The sequence below is a fragment of the Pseudomonas sp. GM24 genome, assembly GCF_000282235.1.
Taxonomy (GTDB): domain Bacteria; phylum Pseudomonadota; class Gammaproteobacteria; order Pseudomonadales; family Pseudomonadaceae; genus Aquipseudomonas.
Window position 1 is genome coordinate 54,701 of sequence record NZ_AKJR01000392.1, and the last position, 26,257, is coordinate 80,957.

Consider the following 26,257-nt stretch of genomic DNA (forward strand, 5'->3'; position numbering starts at 1 on the left):
CTTTAGGTGATTTCAGTAGGCGCCGGCAGGGCGCGCAGCCACGGTCGAGTCGGGGGCGGCGATTTCGCTTTCCTCATCATCGTCTTCCAGACGCAGCAGATGCGCCGGCACACCGGTCGCGGCGCCCCAGTAATAAATGCCGGTGGCGCATGCGGCGACGACGATCGTGTCGAACGGATGAGCGAGGATGCCGAGGCCACCAAAGGTGCCGAGTTTCGACAGCACGATGGTCACCGCGTAGAAGGCGATCAGCCACGCTGAACTACGCACCTGGCGGGCCAGATTGAGGTGGGCGGTCGGCACGAAACGGCCGCACAGGAGATAGACGACGAACATCAGAATCTGCAGGCCAAGCAGCCACGACACGGTGTTCCAGCCCGACCAGTAGACAATCAGCGCGGCGATGATGAACGACACCGGCCCGAGCACGCCCATGCACTTGACCCGGAACGGCCGTGGCATGTCTGGCGCATTGCGGCGCAGCGCGGCCACGGACACGGGGGCCACGGCGTAGCTCAACACCAGCGCAGCGGAGACCACGTTGATCAGCGCCTCCCACGACGGAAACGGCAGGGTCCAGAACACCGAAAGGGCGAAGGTCAGCCACAGCGCCGGACGTGGGATGCCGGATTTTTCGTCGATGTGGGTGAAGACCTTGAAGAAGGTGCCGGTCTGCGCCCAGCCGTAGATCACTCGCGGGGTGGCGTTCATGTAGATGTTGCCGCAGCCGCTTGGCGAGATCACCGCATCGGCGACCACCAGATAAGCCAGCCAACCCACACCCAGTGCCAGTGCAATGTCGCGGTACGGCAGGGAAAACTCTTTGCTGATCCCGGCCCAGCCATTGGCGAGCATTTCGGTCGGGATGCTGCCAAGAAAGGCCATTTGCAGCAGCACATAAATCAACGTCGACAGCAGCACCGAGAGGATCAGCGCGATGGGAATAGTGCGCTGCGGATTCTTCACTTCACTGGCCACGGAGATGATTGGCGTCAGCCCCAGGTAAGCGAAAATCACGCCACCCGCCGACACCGCCATTTCGATACCGGACAAGCCGAACGGGGCGAAACCCTGCACGTGGAAGTTGGCCGGTTTGAAGAAGGTGAACAGCACACCGATCACCAGCAACGGCACGATGAATTTGAATACGCTGACCAGATTATTGGCCTTGGCGAAGGTCTTCACGCTGCGGTAGTTGAGCAGGAAGAAAATGCAGAGCAGACCAAACTGCACCATCCACCCGAGGATCGTCGGATCGCCGCTGCCAGCCTTGGTCAGCTCGGGAAACCATGCCGCCGCGTATTGGCGCGAAGCAACCACTTCGATCGCCACCAGACTGGAAAACGCAATCAGGGTGATAAAACCCATCAAGTAGCCGAGCAACGGCCCGTGGGAGTACACCGGATAACGCACCACGCCACCGGCACGCGGCAGTGCAGCGCCGAGTTCACAGTAGACGATGCCCAGCAACAACACGGCGAAGCCGCCCAGCAGCCAGGAAAAAATCCCCGCCGGCCCGGCAATCGCGGACACATGACTGGCCGCGAACAACCAGCCGGAACCGAAGATCGCCCCCAGCCCGATAAATGTGAGGTCGATCAGTGAAAGCTGTTTTTTGAACTTGCCTTGGCCTGACATGGCATCGCCTTCTTGTGAGTTATTGGATAGGCAGTTGTGTCACTCGGACGGCCAGACTTTGAACTCATCAGCGGTGTGGCGATTGATGTTTTGCCGCGGGTTCGATGACGAAATCAGCACAATGGCGCCGATGAAACACGGTCCTCGACACGCCTTGAATGATGCTGCAATCTGCACGCGAACGCCGCATGGCGGGGACTTGGTCGATCCACGTTACGAGGGGAATCTCTGATGCAGCAGGCGTTTTCGATCCTGGCCCAAGGCATGAATGGCCAGCGTCCGCAGACACTGGAGGAACTCTTGGCCGGCGCCGCGCTGTTGTTGCCGATGCTTGATGTGATCCCCAATGCGGCGATTTTCATCAAGGATGTGCAGGCCCGTTACGTGCTCGCCAACCGCACGCTGGTGCAACGCTGTGGCTTGAAGGATTTGCGCCCGTTGCTCGGCAAAACCAGTGCGCAGGTGTTCCCGGCACAACTCGGACCGGGTTACACCGAGCAGGATCGCAAAGTGCTGGAGGAGGGCTTTGTGCTGGAGGATCAACTGGAACTGCATCTGTACGGCAGTCGCGAACCGGGCTGGTGCCTGACGCACAAGCAGCCGCTGTACAACCGTGACGGCGTGATTATTGGTCTGGCGGGAATCTCGGTGGATCTGCAATCGGCCAGTGAAACGCACCCGGCATTCGAGCGGCTGGCGGCGGTCGATGAGCATATTCGCGCGAATTTCAATCGCCGCGTCACCCTCGGTGAACTGACGCGCATCTCCGGTATTTCAGTCGCGCAACTGGAGCGTTACTGCAAACGGGTGTTCCACCTGACGCCACGGCAGATGATCCAGAAAGTACGCCTTGAACACGCGCACCGGTTGTTGCATACCGACCTGCCGATTACCGATGTGGCGCTGCAATGCGGCTACACCGATCACAGCGCCTTCACCCGCCAGTTCAAGGCGTCTACCGGGTTTACTCCGCGCGAGTATCGGCAGGCCACCTCACCCTGATGAAATGGCACTGAGAAGCAATGTAGGAGCTGCCGAAGGCTGCGATCTTTTGATTCTGTTTTTTTAGATCAAGATCAACAGATCGCAGCCTTCGGCAGCTCCTACAGTGGAGTTATTTCAGGACGGTCAGCCAAGCCGAGAGCAGTAACAATAACGCGAGTACTGCGTTCATCCGCTTGAATGCCTTTGGCGATCCCATCAATCGCGCACTGCCCACACCCAGCAACGCCCACAACGTCATGCACGGCAATGACACCAGCAAAAACGCCAGCGACAGCACCAACAATCGCAGCGTCTTGTCACCACCGCCGACAAATACGCTGACCACCGCCACAGCCATCATCCACACCTTGGGATTGACCAGTTGCAGCATGGCGGCGCCCAGCACGCTGAAACTTTCGGCCTGCGTCTCAGCCGGGTCCAGCGATGGCGGCGCGCTGCGAAAGATCTGCCACGCCAGCCAGCTCAACCAGAGCACACCGCCCCAGGCCATGGCTTGCTGCACGCGCGGGTAGCGCAGCAACGTTTCGCCGGCACCGAGGCCGACCACCAATACAATCAGTGCCGCCGCCGCGCAGGCGCCAAAAATGATCGGCAACGTGGCGAGCAGGCCTTGGCGCGAACTGTGGCTCAACACCAGAATATTGGTCGGCCCCGGCGTAATCGAGGCAACGAAAGCGAATAGCAGGAAGGGCAATAATGACGCCATGGGCGGATTCCTTGGAAGTAAACACAGGAAGCCATGATCGCCAGTCGGTGTACGTCAGTCTGGAAGGATTGAGCAGCGCTTGCGGTAGTCGGCGGGGGTGAGTTGGTAGGCGCGACGGAACCAGCGACCGAGATGACTCTGGTCGGCAAAACCGAGCACGCTGGCGACCTGCGCCGGCGTTTCCCCCCGAGCCAGCAACTGACGCGCCTTGGCCAGACGCAGCTGGATCAGGTACGCGTGCGGCGCCAGGCCAAAAGCCGACTTGAAGGCGCGGCTAAGACGAAAACGGTCGACCCCGCAGACCCGCGCGAGATCATCGAGACCGATATCTTCATAGGTGTGCGCGTGCAGATAATCCCGCGCCAGTTGCGCCACCAACGGCAGGCGAGGATCGAAATCCTGGCGTTTGCGCCACGCGAGATGGCGCGTGAGCGAGCCGAGCAAGCCATCGATGGCGGTCTGGCGGACAATGCGCAGATCGCCGTCATGCAACGCATGAAAAGCGTGACTGATCGCTGTGGCCAGACGCGGGTCCTGACTCAGCGTATCGGCAAAACCGGGCTGGCTGTCGGACGGTGCATCTTCGAACAGCGCGTGCATTTCACGCTCAAGCCAATGCGGATCGAGGTAGAGCATCGAATAGGTAAAACCCTCCTCGGTAGGCGCTTGCCCATCGTGGATTTCCCCCGGCTCCAGCAAGAACACGTTGCCTGGCGTACTGCGATGGCGCATGCGGCGGCAATTGAACTGCTGCACACCTTGCTCGGTGACGCCGACGAGGAAACTGTCATGCCAGTGCGGATCGTAGGCATGGCCCTCGAAGTGAGCGCGAATCGATTCAATCCCGGTGTCGACATCCTGGGACAGCTCGATCCAGTTGCGTTTATCCACGGAGGCTCCAGAGTTCGCCATTGAAAGGTGCGGCCCCATAAAATACCGCGCAATGATCATCGACGTTTAGAAGATTTGTGCAGGTGAGGGGACTAGACTCTGCAGGTCACGACCCCTTTGCCGGCAGGTGGAATGCGATGATTAACCGATGCTCGCTCTGGGGCATGCTCACCCTGATCGGGCTTAGCCTGACGCTTGGCGCAGGCTGCTCCAGCCGAAAACACTATCCACCGTCAGGTGTTGGCGATGCCTGCTACGCCAAAGCCTTGCCGTCGGTCGGCGAGGGCGGTCTGGCCTGGGGCTCCAGTCTGAACATGGCCCGGCAGAAATCGATGAACAACTGCATCCGTTATGCCGGGCGCTCCGGGGGCACGCCGGACACCTGTCAGGTGGTGTTGGCCAAATGCCGATAGCTTTCTGTTGACATGGTTGCTTTTGGCAAATATATAGTTGCTTTAAGCAATTATCTGAGTGTTTGCCATGTCCAGCAGCCATCTCCTCGAGCAAGCCGATGTTGTGCGCGGCTTCAATCGTTTTTACACCCATCAGATCGGCGTATTGCAGGAGCATTTGCTGCAAAGCGACTACTCGCTGACTGAGCTGCGCATTTTGTATGAGCTGGCCTCGCGTGGCGACCTGACCAGCGCCGATCTACGCCAGATGCTTGGGCTGGACGCCGGCTACATGAGTCGCATCATCAGTGGTTTCGAGAAGCGTGGCCTGATCCAGAAAGTCCCGTCGCCGACCGACGCCCGCGCCGCGCAATTGCACCTTACCGAGCTGGGCCGTGAAATTCTGATCCCGTTGGAAAAGGCTTCCCGTGAACAGATCGTCACCATGCTCGAGCGATTACCTGAACCGCAGCAGAAACGTCTGGTCGGCGCAATGACGCTGATCCAGACACTGCTGCAAGGCAACAAGGATTCGAACTACGTGTTACGCGATCCGCAGCCCGGTGACATGGGCACGGTGATGCAACAGCAAGCCGCGCTGTATAGCCGCGAATACGGCTGGAATTCGGAGTTCGAAACACTGGTGGCCGAGGTGGTCGCCAAGTACCTGCGTGATTACGACCCGACAAGCGAGCGCTGCTGGATTGCGGAAAAGGACGGCAAGGTTATTGGCTCTGTGTTTATCGTCCGCCAGGATGAAACGACCGCCAAACTGCGCATGCTCTACGTCGACGCCAGCGCGCGGGGCTTGGGCATTGGCAGTCGTCTGGTCGAGGAGTGCCTGCGCTTTGCCCGACAGATTGGCTACCAGAAAATGACCTTGTGGACGACCAGCAACCTGACGGCTGCGCGCAAGATTTATCAGCAGGCGGGGTTTGAACTGGTGGAGGAAGAAGCGGTTCACAGCTTTGGCAAGGATCTGGTGAGTCAGACGTGGGCGCGGGCGCTGTGATCTGATTTTCATCGGCGGGTGCAGTGAAAAGGCAGACGAAAAAAAACCGCCTTTGCGGGGCGGTTCTTTTGTAAACCTTGGTTTGCGACCGAGGTTTTTTGCTTCACTAGCTGCTTTAACGTTCGCTCATGGTAGGAGTCTTTGTGCCCCCTTGCAAGGTTAAAGTTCGTAAGAAACTGGTTGTTTGCGCTATTTCATTTTCATAAAAAGCTGGCAGAAATAATGGTTAACAAAACAGAAAATTACTTTTCCTGAAAGCCTCTGAATGAAGGTTATGATGCGGGCGCTCACTTGTTCGAGCAGCGGTGAGGCCAGGCTGGTGACCAAACGGTTTCATGCCCTTTGACACGGTTTTGCACCCGTGCCGGAATGATGTTTCGGAGGGATTTCAACCGGCCGCCTCACTAGCTGCTTTAACGTGCAGGCTGAAGGCAAGTATGATCCGGTAAGTTTGCTGGAGGTTTGGCCCCCAGCCCTGGAGGCCAAAACGTATGAAGCTTTTGCTGCGTACGCTGAGCCTTGTATGGAGATTGTTTAAAGCCTTTCGCTTTTACGAGTTCCTGCGAGACCACTTTGACGACCTGAAGTAAGGGTCGTTGAGGTGGGAGAAGCCCGTTTCAGTTTCGACTGGAACGGGCTTTTTTTGTTTTTTTAAAACTGTCATAAGTAGGATTTTTCTGTGTCGGATTTTTTTTGCGTGTAGGGCATTTCTTTGGCAAGTGTAGGCCTAGTTCAAACCACCCCGTAATCCACAAAAAAACGTTCGATTATCGAGCACCCAAACCTTCGTCCAATTGCCCACCTCGACACTCCGGCGTACTGTGAGTCGCGATGCCTGAAACCCCGTAATCCCAAAATAACGACAACAACGAGCAATGCCCCATGGACAGTCATCTGCTGAGCGATCGCAGCAGCGTGTTCCGTCACGCTGACCCTTATGCCGTCTCCGACTACGTCAACCAGCACGTCGGCCAGCACTTCATCGGCCTGTCCAGAACCGCCCACCCGCAAGCCTGCCTCAACCATCGCAAACTCGCCGACCTCGATCTGGCCCGCATCAGCTATGGCGGCAGCGTGCGCGTGACGTCCGTGGCACTGGAGACCGTTTACCACTTACAAGTTTTGCTGCGCGGCAATTGCCTGTGGCGCGGGCACAAACACGAGCAGCATCTGGTGCCGGGCGAGTTGCTGTTGATCAATCCGGATGATCCGGTCGATCTGACGTACTCGGATGATTGCGAAAAATTCATCCTCAAGGTGCCGGTCAGCGTGCTCGAATCGGTGTGCGACGAGCAGCGTTGGCAGCACCCCTCCAGCGGTATCCGTTTCCTGCGCAATCACTATCGGCTGGAGGAGTTGGAAGGCTTCACCAACCTGCTGGCGATGATCTGTCAGGAAGCCGAGGCCAGCGATCCGTTACTGCGGGTGCAGGAGCATTACGCGCAGATCATCGCCAGCAAACTGATTTCGCTGATGAACACCAATGTCAGCCGTGAGTGCCTGAGCACGCCGAACGTCAGCTTCGAGCGCATCATCGATTACATCGAGCGCAATCTGAAACAGGACCTGCCCGCCGAACATCTGGCCGCGCAGGCGAGCATGAGCCCGCGCTCGCTGTATGCTTTGTTCGAACGCCAACTCGGCGTCACACCGATGCAATACATCCGCCAGCGCAAGCTGGCACGCATTCACGCCTGCCTCAGCGACCCAAGCTGCCCGGTGCGCAATCTCACTGAACTGGCGCTGGATTATGGCTTTCTGCACCTGGGCCGCTTCTCCGAAAGCTATCGCCAGCAATTCGGCGAACTGCCGTCGCAGACCTTCAAACGCCGCCACTGACACTCCGCACTAAACCCTCGCGAAACATGCTGAATCATCTGCCGCGTCATCCTGCACAAAACGGATAGCGATCTGCAGGATTCGGCTATTGCCCCGTGCATCGCCTCCCTAATCTGACCTGGCCTGAACAATAACAATGGAGGCCCCGGCCATGTCCCTGGGAATCGACTACCTCAATGCCATGCTTGAAGAAGACAAGGAGAAGGGCGCCTACCGCTGCAAGCGGGAGATGTTCACCGATCCGCGTCTGTTTGAACTGGAGATGGCGCACATCTTCGAAGGTAACTGGATTTACCTCGCCCATGAAAGCCAGATCCCCAACAACAACGATTTTCTCACCACCACCATGGGGCGCCAGCCGATCTTTATCGCGCGCAACAAGGACGGTGTACTCAATGCGTTCCTCAATGCCTGCAGCCATCGCGGCGCCATGTTGTGCCGGCACAAGTCCGGCAACCGCTCCAGCTACACTTGCCCGTTTCACGGCTGGACGTTCAATAACAGCGGCAAACTGCTCAAGGTCAAAGACCCGAGCGAGGCCGGTTACCCGCAAGGCTTCAACTGCGAAGGCTCCCATGACCTGACCAAGGTTGCGCGTTTCGAGTCCTATCGCGGCTTTCTGTTCGGCAGCCTGAATGCCGATGTGAAACCCCTCGCTGAGCATCTGGGCGAATCGGCAAAAATCATCGATATGATCGTCGATCAGTCGCCTGAAGGCTTGGAAGTGCTGCGCGGTTCAAGTTCCTATATCTACGAAGGCAACTGGAAACTCACCGCTGAAAATGGCGCCGATGGCTACCACGTCAGCTCGGTGCACTGGAACTACGCCGCCACCCAGAACCAGCGTCAACAGCGCGAAGCGGGTGAAGCGATCAAAACCATGAGCGCCGGCAGTTGGGCGAAGAAGGGCGGCGGTTTCTACTCCTTCGACCACGGTCATCTGCTGCTCTGGACCCGCTGGGCCAACCCTGAAGACCGCCCGGCCTACGAGCGCCGCGATGAACTCGCCCGTGATTTCGGCCAGGCCCGCGCCGACTGGATGATCGAAAACTCGCGTAACCTGTGCCTGTACCCCAACGTGTACCTGATGGATCAGTTCAGCTCACAGATCCGCATTGCCCGGCCAATCTCAGTCGACAAGACTGAAATCACCATCTACTGCATCGCCCCCAAAGGCGAGAGCGCCGAGGCGCGCGCCAAACGTATTCGTCAGTACGAAGACTTCTTCAACGTCAGCGGCATGGCCACGCCGGATGACCTGGAAGAGTTCCGCTCGTGCCAGGCCGGCTATGGCGCGGGTCGCGGCTGGAACGACATGTCCCGTGGCGCCACCCATTGGGTCGAAGGCGCCGACGCCGCCGCCGAAGAAATCGACCTTAAACCATTGCTCTCCGGCATGCGTACCGAAGACGAAGGCCTGTTTGTGCTGCAACACAAGTACTGGCAAGAAACCATGCTCAAGGCCGCTGCCGCCGAACCTCAACTGATTCCTGTGGAGGCCGTGTGATGAGCAACCTCTACGAAACCGTGCGCGATTTTCTCTTCCGCGAAGCGCGCTATCTCGATGACGGTCAGTGGGATCAATGGCTGGAACTGTACGCCGCCGATGCGACCTTCTGGATGCCGGCCTGGGACGACAAAGACACCCTCACCGAAGACCCGCAAAGCGAGATCTCGCTGATCTGGTACGGCAACCGTGGCGGCCTCGAAGACCGCATCTTCCGGATCAAGACCGAGCGCTCCAGCGCGACCCTCCCCGACACCCGCACCTCGCACAACCTGAGCAACATCGAAATCGTCGGGCAGAGCGAAGGGCTGTGCCAGGTGCGTTTCAACTGGCACACCCTGAGCTTTCGCTATCAGGTCACCGACAGCTACTTCGGCAGCAGTTTCTACACCCTCGATCTGCGTGGTGAACAGCCGCTGATCAAGGCCAAGAAAGTCGTGCTGAAAAACGATTACGTCCGTCAGGTCATCGACATTTATCACATCTAGTCGACACGGCGAGGTGCACCATGAATTTCCAGATTGCGCTAAATTTTGAAGACGGCGTCACTCGTTTCATCGAGGCGGGTGGCCATGAAACTGTCGCCGATGCGGCGTATCGCCAAGGCATCAACATCCCGCTGGACTGCCGCGACGGTGCCTGCGGCACCTGCAAGTGTTTCGCCGAAGTCGGGCGGTACGACATGGGCGACAACTTCATTGAAGACGCCTTGAGCGCCGATGAACTCGCGCAAGGTTATGTGCTGACCTGCCAGATGCGCGCCGCCAGCGATTGCGTCGTCCGCGTACCGGCCGGCTCGCAGGTGTGCAAGACCGAACAGGCGAACTTCCAGGCGTCGATCAGCGCTGTCCGGCAATTGTCCGAGAGCACCATCGCGCTGTCGATCAAGGGCGAGGCGCTAAGCAAACTGGCGTTTTTGCCGGGCCAGTACGTCAATCTGCAAGTGCCCGGCAGCGAGCAGACCCGCGCCTATTCCTTCAGCTCGTTGCAGAAGGACGGCGAAGTCAGCTTCCTGATCCGTAACGTGCCTGGCGGTTTGATGAGCAGCTTTCTCACCGGGTTGGCCAAGGCCGGCGACAGCATGAACCTGGCCGGGCCGTTGGGCAGTTTCTACCTGCGCGAGATCAAGCGGCCGCTGCTGTTGTTGGCGGGCGGCACCGGCCTGGCACCGTTCACCGCGATGCTGGAAAAGCTCGCCGAGCAGGGCAGCGATCATCCCGTGCATTTGATCTATGGCGTGACCAATGACTTCGATCTGGTGGAACTCGATCGCCTCGAAGCCTTCACCGCCCGCATCCCGAACTTCAGTTTCGGCGCCTGCGTGGCCAATCCGCAGAGTGCGCATCCGCTCAAGGGCTACGTCACCCAGCACATCGAGCCGCGCCATCTCAATGAAGGTGACGTCGATGTGTACCTGTGCGGCCCGCCGCCGATGGTTGAAGCGGTCAGCCAATACATTCGTGAACAGGGCATCACCCCCGCGAATTTCTACTACGAAAAATTTGCCGCTGCGGCTGCCTGAAATCCTTTCTCGAGGTTGTCATGAACAACAGATTCTCCAACAAGGTCGCGCTGGTCACCGGCGCGGCTCAGGGTATCGGCCGCCGCGTCTGCGAGCGCCTGCTGGACGAAGGCGCGCAAGTGATCGCCGTCGACCTTTCCGAACTGGTGCACGAACTGCAAGGCGAGGGCGTTCTCGCGCTGACTGCCGACCTTGAGCAATACGCCGATTGTGCAAGGGTCATGGCCGAAGCGATCAACACCTTCGGCCGTCTCGACATCCTGATCAATAACGTCGGTGGCACGATCTGGGCCAAACCGTTCGAGCACTACGAAGTCGAGCAGATTGAAGCCGAAGTGCGCCGCTCGCTGTTCCCGACGCTGTGGTGTTGCCACGCCGCGCTGCCGTACATGCTCAAGCAAGGGCGCGGCGCCATCGTCAACGTCTCGTCGATTGCTACCCGCAGCATCAATCGCGTGCCGTACGGCGCGGCCAAGGGCGGCATCAATGCCCTGACTGCGTGCTTGGCGTTCGAGAACGCCGAGCGCGGAATTCGTGTCAACGCCACCGCGCCGGGCGGCACCGAAGCTCCGCCGCGACGCATCCCGCGCAACACCAGCGAACAGTCGGCGCAGGAGCAGGCCTGGTACCAGGAAATCGTCGCGCAAACCCTCGACAGCAGCCTGATGAAACGCTACGGCAGCCTCGACGAACAGGTCGGCGCGATCCTCTTTCTCGCCTCTGACGACGCCTCGTACATCACCGGCGTGACCTTGCCGGTCGGTGGCGGCGACCTCGGTTGAGCACTATTCAAGGGACACAGACATGCAGCAAATTCTGATTGAAAGCCTGACGACGATTATCGTCGACCTGCCGACCATCCGCCCGCACAAACTGGCGATGCATACGATGCAAAAGCAGACTCTGGTGATCCTGCGCCTGCGTTGCAGCGACGGTATCGAAGGCATCGGTGAAGCCACCACCATCGGCGGCCTCGCCTACGGTTATGAAAGCCCGGAAAGCATCAAAGCCAATATCGACGCGCATTTGGCTCCGGCCTTGGTCGGTATGGAAGCCAATAACATCAACGCGGCGATGCAGTGTCTCGACAAGATCGCCAAGGGCAACACCTTCGCCAAGTCCGGCATCGAAAGTGCACTGCTCGATGCCCAAGGCAAGCGCCTCGGTCTGCCGGTCAGCGAACTGCTCGGCGGCCGCGTACGGGACAGCCTCGAAGTGGCCTGGACCCTGGCCAGCGGCGACACCGCCCGCGACATCGCCGAAGCCGAGCAGATGCTCGAAGCGCGTCGCCATCGCATCTTCAAATTGAAGATAGGTGCCAACCCGCTGGAGCAGGATCTCAAACACGTGGTGGCGATCAAAAAAGCCTTGGGCGAACGCGCCAGTGTGCGGGTCGACGTTAACCAGTACTGGGATGAATCCCAGGCGATTCGCGGCTGTCAGGTACTGGGTGACAACGGCATCGACCTGATTGAACAACCGATCTCGCGGGTCAACCGTTCCGGGCAGATTCGCCTGAATCAGCGCAGCCCGGCGCCGATCATGGCCGACGAATCGATCGAAAGCGTTGAGGATGCCTTCAGCCTCGCCGCTGACGGTGCCGCCAGTGTGTTCGCCCTGAAAATTGCCAAGAACGGTGGCCCGCGAGCCGTGCTCAGAACCGCGCAGATCGCCGAGGCCGCCGGCATCGCGCTGTACGGCGGCACCATGCTCGAAGGCTCCATCGGCACGCTGGCCTCGGCGCACGCCTTCCTCACGCTCAAGCAGCTGACCTGGGACACCGAACTGTTCGGCCCGTTGCTGCTGACCGAAGACATCGTCAGCGAAGCGCCGCAGTACCGCGATTTCCACCTGCATATCCCGCGAACTCCAGGCCTGGGCCTGACGCTGGATGAAGAGCGTCTGGCGCGCTTTCGCCGCCACTGAATCAGGAGAACCAGCATGTTGTTCCACGTAAAAATGACCGTGAAATTGCCCGTCGATATGGACCCGTCATTGGCCACCCGGCTCAAGGCGGACGAAAAGGAACTGGCGCAACGGCTGCAACGCGACGGCGTATGGCGACACCTGTGGCGCATCGCCGGGCATTACGCCAATTACAGCGTGTTTGATGTGCCGAGCGTCGAGGCCCTGCACGACACGCTGATGCGCTTGCCGCTGTTTCCCTACATGGACATTGAGGTCGATGGCCTCTGCCGGCATCCGTCGTCGATCCATACGGACGATCGCTGATCCAGGATTTCGAATCCATCCCTGAACACTGTGGGAGCTGGCTTGCCAGCGATAGCAATACACCAGCCGCCATCAATGCTGGATGACACACCGCAATCGCTGGCAAGCCAGCTCCCACAGGGGAAGGTGGTCTGTCCTGAAGATTCGCGTAAACCACAAAACAACAAGATGAGGTAACCACTATGACCGTGAAAATTGCCCACACCGCCGAGCTGCAGAAATTCTTCAAGGAAGCCGCCGGTTTTGCCAACGACGACGGTAAATCCCGGCTGAAAACCATCGTCCTGCGCATCTTGCAGGACAGCGCCAAGATCATCGAAGACCTGGAAATCACTGATGGTGAGTTCTGGAAAGCGGTCGACTATCTCAACCGATTGGGTGCTCGTTCGGAGGCGGGATTACTGGTCGCAGGCCTTGGCATCGAGCATTTCCTCGACCTGTTGCAGGACGCCAAGGACGCACAGATTGGCTTGACCGGCGGCACACCGCGCACCATCGAAGGCCCGCTGTACGTGGCCGGCGCGCCGTTGTGTGAAGGCGAGTGCCGCATGGATGACGGCAGCGAAGAGGGCGTCGCCACCGTTATGCACCTCGAAGGCCGGGTGTTCGATCTGCACGGCCAGCCCTTGGCCGGTGCCACCGTTGACCTGTGGCACGCCAACACCAAGGGCACCTACTCGTTTTTCGACCCGAGCCAGTCCGAATACAACTTGCGCCGCCGCATCATTACCGACGCCGAAGGCCGTTACCGCGCTCGCAGTATCATGCCCTCCGGTTATGGCTGCGACCCACAAGGGCCGACCCAGGAATGCCTGAACAAGCTCGGCCGCCATGGCCAGCGTCCGGCCCATGTGCATTTCTTTATCAGCGCACCGGGGCATCGGCACCTGACGACGCAAATCAATCTGTCGGGTGATCAATACCTGTGGGATGACTTCGCCTATGCGACCCGTGAAGGCTTGGTCGGGGAGGTGATGTTCCGCGAGGACGCGGTGTCGGGGCGTTATGCCGAGCTGAAGTTCGACTTCCAGTTGCAACCGGCGCCGGATGCCAGTGCTGAACAACGCAGTCAGCGGCCGCGTGCGTTGCAGGAGGCTTGATACCGAGTCGTCTGTGCCCCTCACCCTAACCCTCTCCCGGAGGGAGAGGGGACTGACCGAGATGATCTTGAGCGCTACGCCGACCTGAACGTTTTTTACCGAATCCAACCCGGTTTTTCAGGTCGATGTATAACGCAAGACAACCCGGTCGGCGCCTCTCCCTCCGGGAGAGGGCTGGGGTGAGGGGAAATCGGGCCTAAGGTAATGCGAAAAAGATATTGGCTCTGCATTTTTAAGATCGTTTAGTTTTGTCGCAACGACGAATCAAAACGCATCAAACCGATAGACCCCGATTGCCATGACGGCACACGCTGAATCGATCACAGGTTTTTCAGGTTTGATTCACACGGGAGTGAATCATGCCGCATACCCTCGATATCACCGCATTACCGACGCTGGACCTGTCGCTGTTCGAAGGCACGGCGCAACAGCGTTACGAATTTCTTGAAGACCTGCGCCACGCCGCCCGCGACGTCGGGTTCTTCTACCTGACCGGTCACGGCATCGACAGCGCTTTGCTCAAGCAGGTACAGGCCCACGCCCGCCAGTTTTTCGCTTTGCCCGACAGCGAGAAAAACGCCGTCGGCATGATCAATTCACCGCACTTTCGCGGTTACAACCGGGCCGCCTCGGAGATCACCCGTGGCCAGCCCGATCTGCGTGAACAGTTCGATCTGGGCGCCGAGCGCGAGGCGTTGCCATTAACGGCGGATAGCCCGTTCTGGGCGCGGCTGCAAGGCCCCAACCAATGGCCGGCGTCACTGCCGGAGCTAAAACCTCTGTTACTCGAATGGCAAGAGGCGATGACGCGGATGTCGTTGCGCCTGCTGCGTGCGTTCGCTCAGGCGTTGTCGCTGCGCGCCGATGCGTTTGATCAGCTCTACGGCGACAAACCCAACGAACACATCAAACTGATGCGCTATCCCGGCCAATCCAGCGAGTCGAGTCACCAGGGCGTCGGCGCACACAAGGATTCCGGTTTCCTCAGCTTCCTCCTGCAAGACCAGCAGGCCGGTCTGCAGGTCGAGATCGAAGAGGGGCGCTGGATCGATGCGTTGCCGCGTGAGAACACCCTGGTGGTGAACATCGGCGAACTGCTCGAGCTGGCCAGCAACGGTTATCTGCGGGCCACGGTGCATCGCGTGGTTTCGCCACCGGCGGGAAGTGAACGCCTGTCTGTCGCATTCTTCCTCGGTGCGCAACTGGATGCCGTGGTGCCACTGTATCCGCTGCCCACCGCACTGTTGCGCGAGGCGCGCGGGCCGGCCAGTGATCCGTTGAACCCACTATTTCGCGACGTCGGCTGGAACTACCTCAAAGGTCGTTTGCGCTCGCATCCCGATGTCGCGCAACGCTTCTACGCCGATGCGCTGCTGCCGCCACCGCCTGTTCGTCAATCCGCCTGACTCAACCACCGCTCAAGGACTTTGCACATGATCAAGAAAGCAGGTTTGACCCTGGCCGTGCTCGGCGCGCTGGTGACGTCGTTCGGTGCGCAGGCATTGGAGCCGCTGCGTGTGGCTGCCGACCCGGTGCCCCACGCGCAGATTCTGGCGTACATCCAGAAGATCGATCCGCAACTGAACCTCAAAGTCATCGAGATCCCCAACGGCGTGAACTCCAATGAGCTGCTGGTACACGGCGATGTCGACGCCAACTACTTCCAGCACCTGCCGTACCTGAAATCCCAGGAAAAGGCCCTCGGCGAGAAACTCGCAGTGGCGGCCACGGTGCATATCGAACCCTTGGGCATCTATTCGCACCGGCACAAAAGCTTCGCCGACGTGCCGGTAAAAGGCACGGTCGCCGTGCCCAACAACGTCACCAACCTGAGCCGAGCGCTGTACCTGTTGCAGGACAATGGCCTGATCAAACTCAAACCCGGCTTCAACGACCCGGCGGCCGATCAGGCAACACCCAAGGACATCGCCGAGAACCCGAAACAGCTGAAGATTCTCGAAATCGAATCGCCGCAGATTCCACGCTCGCTGGACGACGTTGATCTGGCCGTGATCAACGGCAACTACGCGCTTGATGCAGGCCTGGTGCCGGCCAAGGATGCCTTGGGCCTGGAGAAAGCCGAGCACAATCCTTACGCCAATATTCTGGTGACCACGCCCAAGCTCGAACACGACCCGCGTATCGCGCAACTGGCCAAGGACCTGACGTCGCCCGAGGTCGCCAAATACATCACCGACAACTTCGCCGGCTCGGTGATTCCGGTGGCGGGCGGCAAGCAATGATCGCCGTCGAGCAGTTGAGCAAGACTTATCCTTCGGCCGCGCAACCGGCACTCGATCAGGTCTCGCTGAGCATTCCCGACGGTGCGGTCTACGGGATTCTCGGGCGTAGCGGGGCGGGCAAGTCGACGCTGCTGCGTTGCCTCAACCTGCTCGAACGTCCGGACAGCGGGCGCATTTTGCTCGATGGCATCGATCTGACGACGCTTTCGGTCAGCGAACTGCGCCAGCAGCGCCAGCGCATCGGCATGATCTTCCAGGGCTTCAACTTGCTGCATTCACGCACGGTGTTCGACAACATCGCGGTGCCGCTGGAGATCGCCAAGGTGGGCAAGCCGTGGCGCCACGTACGGGTCCGCGAACTGCTGGAGCTGGTTGGCTTGAGTGACAAGGCGCAGGCCTTTCCCTCGCAGTTGTCCGGCGGGCAGAAACAGCGCGTCGGCATTGCCCGCGCCCTCGCCGCTGAGCCGGCCTATCTGTTATCGGACGAGGCCACCAGCGCGCTCGACCCGGAAACCACCGCGTCGATCCTCGAACTGCTGCGCGACATCAATCGGCAACTTGGCGTAACCATCGTGCTAATCACCCATGAACTGGAGGTGGTCAAGTCGATCTGCGATCACGCCGCGTTCATGGCCAACGGACGTTTGGTCGAGGCCGGGCCGGTGCCACGGCTGCTGGCCGATGCGCAATCACAACTCGGCGCTTCGCTGCGCCCGACCTGCGGCTTGCCCCTGGGCCACGCTGAGCCGGGCCTGAGTTTTCTCAAGCAATACGGCGTAAGGGCGGCGCACTCATGAACCGCACGGTCAATTGGGATGAAATCCTGCAACTGGTGTTCAACGCCACCGGTGAAACCCTGTACATGGTCCTGCTCGCAGGGCTGTTCACGCTGCTGATCGGTTTGCCGCTGGGCGTGTTGCTGTTTATCAGTCGACGCGATGGACTGCTGCCGATGCCACGCCTCAATGCGGTGCTGGGTGGCGTGGTCAATCTCGGCCGTTCACTGCCATTCGTGGTGATGCTGATCGCCCTGATCCCGCTGACGCGGCTGGTGGTCGGCACAACGCTGGGCAGCACCGCCGCTGTGGTGCCGATCACCATCGGCGCGTTTCCGTTTTTCGCACGCATCGTCGAAAACGCTTTGGATGAAGTCGACAAGGGTCGCATTGAAGCGATCCTCGCCATGGGCGGCGACATCGGTCATGTGATTTTCAAGGTGTTGCTGCCCGAAGCGCTGCCGGCGTTGCTGGCCGGGATCACCTTGACGCTGGTGATGCTGATCGGTTTTTCCTCGATGGCTGGGGTGATCGGTGGCGGTGGGCTTGGTGATCTGGCGATCCGTTACGGCTATCAGCGTTTCAACAATGAAGTGATGGTCGCCACGGTGGTGGTGTTGGTGATCCTCGTTCAGGGCGTGCAAAGCCTGGGCGATCGGTTGGTTCGTTCGCTGGCGCATCGCCGCTAAGGAATTGTATGAGTGTGCCGGTCGCTGTGGCCCGTGAGCCGCTGATTCGTGTACGAGAGTTGAGCAAAATATTTGGCGCGAGCCGGGCGCTGGATGCGGTCAGCCTGGACATCTATCCCGCCGAAGTGGTGGCGCTGCTCGGTGCCAATGGCGCGGGCAAGTCGACCTTGGTGAAGATTCTCGCGGGCAGCCAGACCGCCGACGCGGGCGAGATCTGGCTGGAAGGCGCGCCACGGCATTTCAGTTCACCGCTGTCGGCGCGGCGCTTCGGCATTGTCGCGGTGCATCAGCAGATCAATGAAGGCATTGCGCCGGGGTTGAGCGTCGCGGAGAACCTCCTGCTCGATGAACTGTGCAAGCCGGACGCGGACTTCTGGCTCAATCGCAAACGCCTGCTGGAACGCGCCGCGAGCATCGCCGCCGGGCTGGGTTTGACCTTGCCGCTGGAGCAGCCGATCGAACATCTCGGTCAGGCCGAACGGCAATTGGTGGTGCTCGCTCGCGCGTTGGCGTTGCAACCGCGCCTGCTGATTCTGGATGAGCCGACGGCGGCGCTTGCCGATGCCGAGGCGCAGCGCTTGTTTGGTTTGATCGACACCTTGCGCAGTCGTGGAGTGGCGATTCTGTACATCTCCCATCGACTCTCCGATCTGCAACGCGTAGCGGATCGCGCCATTGTGCTGCGTGATGGCCAGTTCGCGGGCGAGTTCACGGCGCGGCAATTATCCGAAGCGGTGAGTGCCATGCTGGGACAGGCGCTGGCCGAACATGTTTACCAGCCGCGCTTGGCCGGGCGCGAGGTGATGAAGCTCAGCGCCATGCAAATCCTGTCGCGCTCCGCCGCGTTCGATCTGAGCCTGCACGAGAATGAAGTCGTGGTGCTGACCGGCCTGTTGGGCGCCGGTAAAAGTGAAATCGCCGAGGTGTTGTTCGGCCTGCGTAAAGCGGCCTCGGGCAGGGTGCAACTGGATGGCGCGGACTGGCGTGCGGACTCACCGCGCCAAGCCATTCAAAGCGGGGTGTTCTTCGCGGCCGAAGATCGCGCCAGTCAGTCGCTGGTAGCTGATTTCTCTTTGCGTCGCACCCTGACTTTGCCGTTTCTTGAACGCTTCACCCGCGGCGGTTTCATCCGCAACCGCGCTGAAGCAGCAGCGGTCAACGCGCAAGTAGCAACGCTGGGGATCAAGACTGCCGGCATCGATGTGCCGATGAGCGCACTGTCGGGTGGCAATCAACAGAAAGTCGTACTCGGCCGCTGGCTGCTCGGCGAAGGGCGGGTGTTGATCCTCGATGAACCCTTTCAAGGCGTCGACGTGCGCGCCCGCCGCGACATCGGCCAACTGCTGCGCGACAGCGCCAAGGGCCGGGCGACGCTGGTGATTTGCGCCGATGTCGATGAAGCCCTGGAAATTGCCGACCGCATCCTCCTGGTACGCGATCACGCCGTGGTCGCCGAGTACCCGCGCGCCGGCCTCAATCGTGCTGATCTGGTCGCGGCACTGGCCGGCAGCGACGTCACCGAACATTCCCCTCAAGCCACGCCAAGGAGCAGAGCGAGTGCCTGATTCAAGTTCACTGTTATCGACCGAGCCGGCCCGCGCCGAACGTCTGCTGCATGTGCTGATCCGCTACGGCCTGTTGTGGCTGCTGGCGCTGATCGTGGTGTTTTTCAGTGTTGCCGAGCCGGCATTCCTGCGCGTCGGCAACCTGTTCAGCATCCTGCAATCGGTGTCGATTGTCGCACTGCTGGCGTTGGGCGTGACGCTGACCATGGCCGTCGGCGGCCTCGATCTGTCGATTGGCGCCGTGGCGGCGATGAGCCTGATGATCGCCAGTTACGTGATGGTCGTGCTCGGCTGGGGTGCGGTGCCGGCGGTGTTGATCAGTCTGGCGGGTGGCGCGCTGGTCGGGCTGCTCAACGGCTGGCTGATCGTCAAACTGCGGGTGCCGGACATTCTCGCGACGCTGGGCAGCATGTTCCTAGTGATCGGCGTGCAGTTGATTCCCACGGGCGGACGCTCGATTGCAGTGGGCATGACCTTGCCCAGTGGCGAGGAAACCGAAGGTACGTTCAGTGCCGCGTTTCTTGCGCTGGGGCGCGGGCGGTTGTGGGAGGTGGTGCCGATTCCGGTGCTGATTACCGCTGTGGTCGCTTTAGCCGTGTGGCTGTTTCTCGAACGCACGCGCATTGGTCGTTTGTTCTATGCCATTGGCGGCAACGAGCAAGCGGCGCGACTGGCCGGTGCGCCGGTGCAGCGCTTCAAGTTGTTGGCTTACGTGCTCTCGGCGCTACTTGCATCGCTGGGGGGATTGTTGCTGGCCGCGCGGCTGGGTCGCGGCGACGTCAGTTCGGGCAATGGCCTGGTGCTGGATGCTCTCGGCGCGGCGCTGATCGGTTTTGCCGTACTCGGCGCGAAGAAGCCCAATGCCTTTGGCACTCTGATCGGTGCGCTGCTGGTGGCGGCGCTGCTCAATGGTCTGACCATGCTTAACGCGCCTTACTACGCGCAGGATTTCGTCAAGGGACTGGTGTTGGTGCTGGCCCTGATGTTCACGTTCGGCCTCGCGCATCGGGCGCGTTGAGCCGCTTCGTTCAAGGAAGTTGTATGCACGGTTCAATCAAACAATTTGCCCGTCATTGCCTCGCCGGCGCGTTGCTCTCGGCCTTGGCGCTGAGCGCTCAGGCCAAAGCCTTGCCCGGCGCGCCGGCGCCGTTCGACAAAGGTCAGGTGCAGATTGCATTGGTCGGTTATTTGTTCTCTGGGGACTTCCCCGAGGCGTACTTGCGTGGCGTGGAAAAACAGACCGAAGCGCTGGGTGCCAACCTGCGCGTATTCGATGCCCGGCAGCAGGCGGCGAGTCAAGGCGAGATGATCGATCAGGCGATTGATCTGGGCGTCGACGGCATCATCGTTCAGCTCGGCCTGGCCGAAACACTGAAAGCGCCGATTGACCGGGCTATCGCCAAAGGCATCAAAGTCGTCGCTTTCGATGTCGATCTGAACACCCCGCAAGTAACCCAGGTCGAGCAGGATCACCATGCGCTGGCGCGTCTGGCGCTGGATCAAGCCGTCAAGGACAACGGCACAAAGTTCGATGCCGGCTACGTGTACATCAGTGGATTTACGCCGATGGAGCGCCGCGACGAGATCTGGAGTCAGGTCAAGAAAGCCAATCCGGGGATCGTCGAGAAGGCGCGCTTTGGCACGCTGAATCCACCGATTGCCAACTCGGTGGCGGATCAGGCCAGCGCCGTGCTTCGCGCCAACCCGGGCATCAGCGTGATTTTTGCGCCGTTCGATGAGTTTGCCAAAGGCGCGAAAATCGCTGTCGACGAGGCTGGGCTGACGAGCAAGGTGAAGATCTACAGCGCCGATATTTCCACTGCCGATATTCAAATCATGAAAGAGCCGGACAGCGCCTGGGCGGCGACGGCAGCGGTCAATCCGCAAGTGGCCGGGGCAATAAGTGTGCGCAGTCTGGCGATGTTGATTGCCGGGGAAAATCCGGGGCATCAGGTGCTGGTGCCGCCGACGCTGATTACCCGTCAGCAGTTGCTGGATCTGGATGTGAAAAACGTGCGTGATCTGGCGCAGAAGCTACCGAGTTTTGGTGATACCGCGAATGTTGCACGGGCGTCGTGGATTCCGGTGGCCAACTAGATCTTCCTACCGACAACGATCCCCTGTAGGCCTTCGCCTGCTCGCGATAGCGGATTTGAATCCAACATTGTTGCCGGCTGATCCACCGCTATCGCGAGCAGGCGAAGGCCTACAGGAGATTGGGGGCACCCTTGAAATTGGAGCGACTATGCACAACAAAGCTGCACGCATACGCAAAAGCCGTTCACCGACGACGGATCCGGCGTACGGCAATCGACTACCCCCAGGCCAAGTGCTGACGGAGCGATTCCCAATTCTCCACGAAGGCGAAGTACCGGAATATGACCTTGCCAACTGGTCGCTGCGGGTGTTCGGCACGCTCGCACAACCGATCGAATTACGTTACGCCGACCTGCAGGCACTGCCGCAACGGCAACTTCGCTGCGACATCCATTGCGTGACACGCTGGTCGAACTTCGACACTGAGTGGAGTGGGGTGCATCTGCAGGATTTGTTGCAGGCGTTCGATCTCCAGCCGACATCGGCGTTCGTCATGGCCCATGCCGATCACGATTACCAGACCAACTTGCGACTGGATGATCTGTTGCACTCCGACAGTCTGCTGGCCACCCATTACGCTGGCCAGCCGCTGACCGCGCAACATGGCTGGCCGCTACGGTTGGTGGTGGCGGGGCGGTATTTCTGGAAGAGCGCAAAGTGGCTGCGCGGGCTGGAATTTGTTGAACAGGAACAGCCGGGGTTCTGGGAGCAGAACGGCTTTCACCTGCACGCCGATCCGTTTGCCGAACAGCGATTCAGTGGTGATGAACTGGATATTGCAGAGGATGCCTGGCTGGAGAAAGCCTTCGACTAAGTAGCGTCTGATGCAGATCAAAACTGTAGGAGTGAGCCTGCTCGCGATAGCGGTGTGTCAGTTGACAACTTTCTTATTGATATACCGCTATCGCGAGCAGGCTCACTCCTACAGGGAACCGTATTTCAGTCTAAAAATTGTTTTTAGTTGGTTGAAGTGTTGGCTCAGCAACACTTCTGCTGAACTAAGAACAATCCTTTAGAGCGATCTAACCTAAGCGTTATTGGTTCTTTTACGAGTTGCGGCAGCTCGTCTAGCATCGGCTTTCAAGGGGAAACGTCTCACGCTGGGGAAACTGCAACTCACCGTAAACAAGCCTTCACTGCCTTCCAGAAATCCAAAACTACAGCAGACATTGCCGCGCATTGCTTGCCGAACTTTATTGTCGGTAACGGCCGGGTATTAACTGCGATTCAAGGAGCTGTTATATGCATCACCGTTCCCGTTCATTATTGGCGGCTGCTGTCGTGTCCGCCATCTGGCAACTTCCGGCCAACGCAGAAGAAACTTCCGCCAGCGCCGACAGCGAATCGCGACTCGGCACCGTGTTGGTCACCGGCACCCGGGGTACTTCGCGCACCGTGCTCGACTCTCCGGTGCCGGTCGACGTGCTCACCGCCGAAGACCTGAAATCCGCCGGCGCCGCTGATGGTGAACTGGGCGCGGCGTTGCAGACGTTATTGCCATCCTTCAGCCTGCCGCGCCAATCCAACTCCGGTGGCGCCGACCACGTGCGCGCGGCGCAACTGCGTGGCATGAGCCCGGATCAGGTGCTGGTACTGGTCAACGGCAAGCGTCGCCATACGTCAGCGGTGGTCAACGACTCGTCGAAGATCGGGCGCGGTACCGCACCCGTGGATTTCAACTCGATCCCGCTCAGCGCGATCAAACGCATCGAAGTGCTGCGCGACGGCGCCGGTGCGCAGTACGGCTCCGACGCGATTGCCGGGGTAATCAATATCATCCTGGATGACGCGCCGGAAGGCGGCGAGGTGTCTACCAGTTATGGCGCCTATCACACCCATCAGGACGCCATCGACAAGACCACCACCGACGGCCAGAACAGCGTGACCACGGCGAAGATCGGCACGCGCCTGGGCGAAGAGGGCGGGTTTATCCGCGGCGGCACCGAATACAAAGATCGCAATCCGACCAACCGCTCCGGTTTCGACGGTTTTGCCGACAGCCCCGGTCAGCGCAACTATGTGATGGGCGACGGCGTTGCGCGTGACGTCAACCTCTGGTTCAACAGTGAACTGCCGCTGGCCGGCGGCAAAGCCTACAGCTTCGGCACCTATAACCAGCGCCATACCACCGGCGCTGAGTTCTATCGTTATCCGTATGAACAGCCGCAGTTCTACCCCAACGGCTACTTGCCGCAATCGCTCGGTGACAACAAAGACGTCTCCGCCACCGCCGGGTTCAAAGGCCTGCTCGGTGACGAGTGGGACTTCGACAGCAGCGTTACCCACGGCCGCAACCGCTTCGATGGCTCGACCCGGCGCACGCTTAACGTCAGTCTCGGCGAAGACTCGCCGACGAAGTTCGACACCGGCGATTACGAGCTGCGCCAGACCACCACCAACCTCGACTTCAGCCGCGAACTGCGCCTCGGCGAGCGCTCCTTTGTATTGGCGGTGGGCGGTGAATACCGCTACGAAAATTACCTGACCTACGCCGGTGACGAGGCCTCGTATATCGGCTCCGGAGCGGACGGCGCCAATGGCCTGCGCCCGAGCGAAGAGTCGGATCTGGATCGCAACGTGTTCGGTACTTACGTCGAGTTGTCCGGCGATCTCACCGAGCGCTTCTTCGTCGACGCCGCCACCCGCTGGGAGCATTACGACGATGCCGGCAGCAAACTGACCGGCAAGCTCAGTGGTCGCTACAAACTCACCGAGCAATGGGCCCTGCGCGGTGCGGTGTCGAACAACTTCCGCGCGCCGTCGCTGGCCCAAAGCGGCTTCCAGAACACCACCAGCAACTTCGGCGATGGCGGCACGCTGACCGACATCCGCGTGCTCTCGGTCAACGACCCGATCGCCCGCGCACTCGGCGCCGAGAAGCTCGATCCGGAAACCTCGAAGAACTTCAGCCTCGGCCTGACCTTTCAGTTGAATGAACGCTTCGATGCATCCCTGGACGTGTTCCGCATCGACGTCAAAGACCGCATCACCCTGTCGCAACGCATTGGCAGCGATGCCCTGGAAAACTACATCAACGACAACTTCGGCGTTGCTGGCGTGCACGACGTCAACTTCTTCACCAACGCCGCCGACACCAGCACCCACGGCGCCGAACTGGTGCTCAACTACCATCAGCCGTTCTACGAAGGGCAATTGGGCCTGACCACCGCGTACACCTACAACCACACCAAAGTCACCAGCACCAAAGGCACGCCGTCGCAATTGACGGCGTTGGGCATCGGCAACGACGCCCTCGTTGGCGTTGAAGAAACCAACACCCTGACTGATGCTGCGCCGAAGGATCGCTTCATCTTTTCCGCCAACTGGGCCAGTGAACACTGGGGCTTGCTCGGTCGCTTGACGCGCCAGGGCGAGACCACCCGGGTGTTCGATTTCGGCGACTCGCAGCCCGAGCAAACCTATGGCGCGGTGTGGCAACTGGACGCCGAAGTGGCTTACAAATTTACGCCGAAATTCAACATTGCCGTAGGCGGCAATAACCTCACCGACAACTACCCGGAACGTTCCGGTTCGGCGATCAACTACGGCGGCAACCTGCCGTACGACGTGCTCTCGCCAATCGGCACCAACGGCGCCTACTACTACGCCCGCGCTACCTATGGTTTCTGACGCGGGGCCGGGGCGGCATCTGCCGGTGTTTCAGGCGTTGCTGATCACACTGGGCATGGTGATCACTACCGATATTCTGAAAACCGCGCCGACTGTAGCCCTCAACGTCGGGCCAGAACATTTCTATCTGGTGTGGGTGCTGGGCGGTGTCGCGTCGATGATTGGCGCGCTGTGTTTTGCCGAGATGGCCACGGCGTTTCCGCACCCGGGCGGCGATTATCACTTTCTGCGCACGGCGTATGGCGAGCGTATGGGATTCTTGTTCGCCTGGTCGCGGTTTTCGGTGATGCACACCGGGTGGATCGCCTTGTCTGCGTTCATGTTTGCTGATTACGTCGATGCGGTGGTGCCGTTGGGGCAGTACGGCTCGGGGTTGTTTGCCGCAGTGGTGATTGCGGCATTGGTGCTGCTTAATCTCACCGGCAAGCACATTGGCTTTCTCACCCAGACCTTATTGGTGGGACTGTTGGCATTGGGTTTTTTGAGCATTACCAGTGCCGGCGTTTTTTTGGCCTGGCAAGGTATCGAAGCGACTGCGCCGAGTCTTGCGCCCGTCGCGGAAAACACCGGTATGGCCGGGTTTTCGGCGGCGATGATTTTCGTCTTTCTGGCGTTCGGCGGCTGGAGCGATGCGGCGACATTATCGGCAGAGGTTCGCGATGGGCGACGAGGGATTTTCATTGCCATGCTCGGTGCGCTGAGCGTGTTGATGGCGATCTATCTGGCGCTCAATTGGGCGTTCGTTCAGGGCTTGGGATTCGCTGGACTGGCCGCCAGCAATGCACCGGCGGTTGAGTTGTTGAACCGTGCTTTCGGTGCACCGGGTGTCATGCTGATTTTGCTGATGGTCGGCATCGCGGCGATTGCGACCATCAACTCGACGCTGCTGGTCGGCGCTCGCACCACTTACGCTGCTGCGCGCGATGTGCCACAACTGCGCAGCTTCGGTGCTTGGGACGATCGGCATGGTGTGCCGCGCAAAGCGTTGCTGGCGGAAGGTGCGGTGGCGTTGCTGCTGGTGCTGTTTGGCAGTTTTACCCAGAGCGGTTTCAACACCATGGTTGAATACCTGACCCCGGTTTATTGGTTGTTTTTGAGTTTGAGCAGCGTGGCGCTGATTATTCTGCGGGGGCGTTTTCCCGAGGTGGCGAGGCCGGTCAAGGTGCCGTTGTATCCGCTGTTGCCGTTGCTGTTCTTCGGGTTGTGCCTGTACATGCTGTATTCCAGCGTGACGGTGGTGGGGGTTGGGGCGTTTTTTGGGATTGGAGTGTTGCTGGTTGGTGCCGTGCTATTGGCCGGGTTGAGCCGTTTAAAAGCGATCCCTCACCCCAGCCCTCTCCCGGAGGGAGAGGGGGCCGACCGAGGTGTCTTGCGTGATACATCGACCTGACAGACTGAGTCGATTATGGATTC

The 26,257-nt window shown here is 59.9% G+C and carries 24 protein-coding genes; 21 read left to right on the top strand and 3 right to left on the bottom strand.

Features of this window, described 5'->3' with window-relative positions; translation table 11 throughout:
- Nucleotides 1-12 precede the first annotated feature (12 nt).
- Nucleotides 13-1,638, bottom strand: coding sequence for an APC family permease (locus PMI23_RS28770; protein ID WP_007916055.1), 1,626 nt, complete (start codon nucleotides 1,636-1,638; stop codon nucleotides 13-15).
- A gap of 231 nt (nucleotides 1,639-1,869) precedes the next feature.
- On the opposite strand from PMI23_RS28770, the gene PMI23_RS28775 reads away from it, so the two are divergent.
- A complete protein-coding gene (locus tag PMI23_RS28775; protein WP_007916056.1) occupies nucleotides 1,870-2,640 on the top strand; it encodes an AraC family transcriptional regulator in 771 nt (256 codons plus the stop codon).
- Nucleotides 2,641-2,752: 112 nt separating this feature from the next.
- Here PMI23_RS28775 and PMI23_RS28780 read toward each other — a convergent pair whose 3' ends face one another.
- Together PMI23_RS28780 and PMI23_RS28785 are read right to left on the bottom strand one after the other, a co-directional pair.
- Nucleotides 2,753-3,349 carry a LysE family translocator gene (locus PMI23_RS28780; protein WP_007916057.1) on the bottom strand — a complete coding sequence of 199 codons (597 nt, stop codon included), beginning with the start codon at nucleotides 3,347-3,349 and terminating at the stop codon, nucleotides 2,753-2,755.
- Between the two features lie 54 nt (nucleotides 3,350-3,403).
- Entirely contained in the window at nucleotides 3,404-4,240 is an 837-nt protein-coding gene (locus PMI23_RS28785; RefSeq protein WP_007916059.1) for an AraC family transcriptional regulator, read from the bottom strand.
- Between the two features lie 137 nt (nucleotides 4,241-4,377).
- Between PMI23_RS28785 and PMI23_RS28790 the strand changes: the two genes are divergently transcribed.
- The 20 genes from PMI23_RS28790 to PMI23_RS28885 all read left to right on the top strand — a co-directional run bounded on the left by PMI23_RS28790 (nucleotide 4,378) and on the right by PMI23_RS28885 (nucleotide 26,234).
- Nucleotides 4,378-4,653 (top strand): hypothetical protein, encoded by a 276-nt coding sequence (locus tag PMI23_RS28790; protein WP_007916062.1) that lies wholly within the window; start codon nucleotides 4,378-4,380, stop codon nucleotides 4,651-4,653.
- Nucleotides 4,654-4,720: 67 nt separating this feature from the next.
- Nucleotides 4,721-5,644, top strand: a complete 924-nt coding sequence (locus PMI23_RS28795; RefSeq protein ID WP_007916064.1) for a bifunctional helix-turn-helix transcriptional regulator/GNAT family N-acetyltransferase — start codon at nucleotides 4,721-4,723, stop codon at nucleotides 5,642-5,644.
- 882 nt (nucleotides 5,645-6,526) lie between these two features.
- Nucleotides 6,527-7,483, top strand: a complete 957-nt coding sequence (locus PMI23_RS28800; protein WP_007916065.1) for an AraC family transcriptional regulator — start codon at nucleotides 6,527-6,529, stop codon at nucleotides 7,481-7,483.
- A 151-nt stretch (nucleotides 7,484-7,634) separates the two neighbouring features.
- On the top strand, nucleotides 7,635-8,990 hold the full coding sequence (gene benA / locus PMI23_RS28805; RefSeq protein ID WP_007916066.1) for a benzoate 1,2-dioxygenase large subunit: 1,356 nt from the start codon (nucleotides 7,635-7,637) through the stop codon (nucleotides 8,988-8,990).
- Complete coding sequence (gene benB, locus PMI23_RS28810; protein ID WP_007916068.1) at nucleotides 8,990-9,478, top strand: benzoate 1,2-dioxygenase small subunit; 489 nt, start codon at nucleotides 8,990-8,992, stop codon at nucleotides 9,476-9,478. Before benA ends, benB begins: the two co-directional genes overlap by 1 nt.
- Before the next feature lie 20 nt (nucleotides 9,479-9,498).
- Nucleotides 9,499-10,512 carry a benzoate 1,2-dioxygenase electron transfer component BenC gene (gene benC / locus PMI23_RS28815; RefSeq protein WP_007916070.1) on the top strand — a complete coding sequence of 338 codons (1,014 nt, stop codon included), beginning with the start codon at nucleotides 9,499-9,501 and terminating at the stop codon, nucleotides 10,510-10,512.
- A gap of 20 nt (nucleotides 10,513-10,532) precedes the next feature.
- Nucleotides 10,533-11,294, top strand: a complete 762-nt coding sequence (locus PMI23_RS28820; protein ID WP_007916073.1) for a 1,6-dihydroxycyclohexa-2,4-diene-1-carboxylate dehydrogenase — start codon at nucleotides 10,533-10,535, stop codon at nucleotides 11,292-11,294.
- Nucleotides 11,295-11,316: 22 nt separating this feature from the next.
- On the top strand, nucleotides 11,317-12,438 hold the full coding sequence (locus tag PMI23_RS28825) for a muconate cycloisomerase family protein (RefSeq protein ID WP_007916074.1): 1,122 nt from the start codon (nucleotides 11,317-11,319) through the stop codon (nucleotides 12,436-12,438).
- Nucleotides 12,439-12,453: 15 nt separating this feature from the next.
- The gene (gene catC / locus PMI23_RS28830; RefSeq protein WP_007916075.1) at nucleotides 12,454-12,744 is read left to right on the top strand and encodes a muconolactone Delta-isomerase; all 291 of its coding nucleotides are present in this window, start codon (nucleotides 12,454-12,456) and stop codon (nucleotides 12,742-12,744) included.
- A 182-nt stretch (nucleotides 12,745-12,926) separates the two neighbouring features.
- Nucleotides 12,927-13,844, top strand: a complete 918-nt coding sequence (catA, locus tag PMI23_RS28835; protein ID WP_007916076.1) for a catechol 1,2-dioxygenase — start codon at nucleotides 12,927-12,929, stop codon at nucleotides 13,842-13,844.
- Nucleotides 13,845-14,203: 359 nt separating this feature from the next.
- Nucleotides 14,204-15,250, top strand: a complete 1,047-nt coding sequence (locus PMI23_RS28840; protein WP_007916077.1) for an isopenicillin N synthase family dioxygenase — start codon at nucleotides 14,204-14,206, stop codon at nucleotides 15,248-15,250.
- A gap of 27 nt (nucleotides 15,251-15,277) precedes the next feature.
- Nucleotides 15,278-16,087 (top strand): MetQ/NlpA family ABC transporter substrate-binding protein, encoded by an 810-nt coding sequence (locus tag PMI23_RS28845; protein ID WP_007916079.1) that lies wholly within the window; start codon nucleotides 15,278-15,280, stop codon nucleotides 16,085-16,087.
- On the top strand, nucleotides 16,084-16,884 hold the full coding sequence (locus tag PMI23_RS28850) for a methionine ABC transporter ATP-binding protein (protein WP_007916081.1): 801 nt from the start codon (nucleotides 16,084-16,086) through the stop codon (nucleotides 16,882-16,884). The genes PMI23_RS28845 and PMI23_RS28850 overlap by 4 nt, the downstream gene beginning before the upstream one ends.
- A complete protein-coding gene (locus PMI23_RS28855; RefSeq protein WP_007950374.1) occupies nucleotides 16,881-17,552 on the top strand; it encodes a methionine ABC transporter permease in 672 nt (223 codons plus the stop codon). The genes PMI23_RS28850 and PMI23_RS28855 overlap by 4 nt, the downstream gene beginning before the upstream one ends.
- An 8-nt stretch (nucleotides 17,553-17,560) precedes the next feature.
- On the top strand, nucleotides 17,561-19,117 hold the full coding sequence (locus PMI23_RS28860) for a sugar ABC transporter ATP-binding protein (RefSeq protein WP_007916087.1): 1,557 nt from the start codon (nucleotides 17,561-17,563) through the stop codon (nucleotides 19,115-19,117).
- The gene (locus tag PMI23_RS28865; RefSeq protein ID WP_007916088.1) at nucleotides 19,110-20,135 is read left to right on the top strand and encodes an ABC transporter permease; all 1,026 of its coding nucleotides are present in this window, start codon (nucleotides 19,110-19,112) and stop codon (nucleotides 20,133-20,135) included. The genes PMI23_RS28860 and PMI23_RS28865 overlap by 8 nt, the downstream gene beginning before the upstream one ends.
- Nucleotides 20,136-20,158: 23 nt before the next feature.
- Nucleotides 20,159-21,214 (top strand): substrate-binding domain-containing protein, encoded by a 1,056-nt coding sequence (locus PMI23_RS28870; protein WP_007916089.1) that lies wholly within the window; start codon nucleotides 20,159-20,161, stop codon nucleotides 21,212-21,214.
- 148 nt (nucleotides 21,215-21,362) lie between these two features.
- Nucleotides 21,363-22,028 (top strand): sulfite oxidase-like oxidoreductase, encoded by a 666-nt coding sequence (locus tag PMI23_RS28875; RefSeq protein WP_007916090.1) that lies wholly within the window; start codon nucleotides 21,363-21,365, stop codon nucleotides 22,026-22,028.
- A 428-nt stretch (nucleotides 22,029-22,456) separates the two neighbouring features.
- On the top strand, nucleotides 22,457-24,844 hold the full coding sequence (locus PMI23_RS28880; protein WP_007916091.1) for a TonB-dependent receptor plug domain-containing protein: 2,388 nt from the start codon (nucleotides 22,457-22,459) through the stop codon (nucleotides 24,842-24,844).
- Entirely contained in the window at nucleotides 24,834-26,234 is a 1,401-nt protein-coding gene (locus tag PMI23_RS28885; protein WP_007916092.1) for an APC family permease, read from the top strand. The genes PMI23_RS28880 and PMI23_RS28885 overlap by 11 nt, the downstream gene beginning before the upstream one ends.
- The last annotated feature ends 23 nt before the right edge of the window (nucleotides 26,235-26,257 follow it).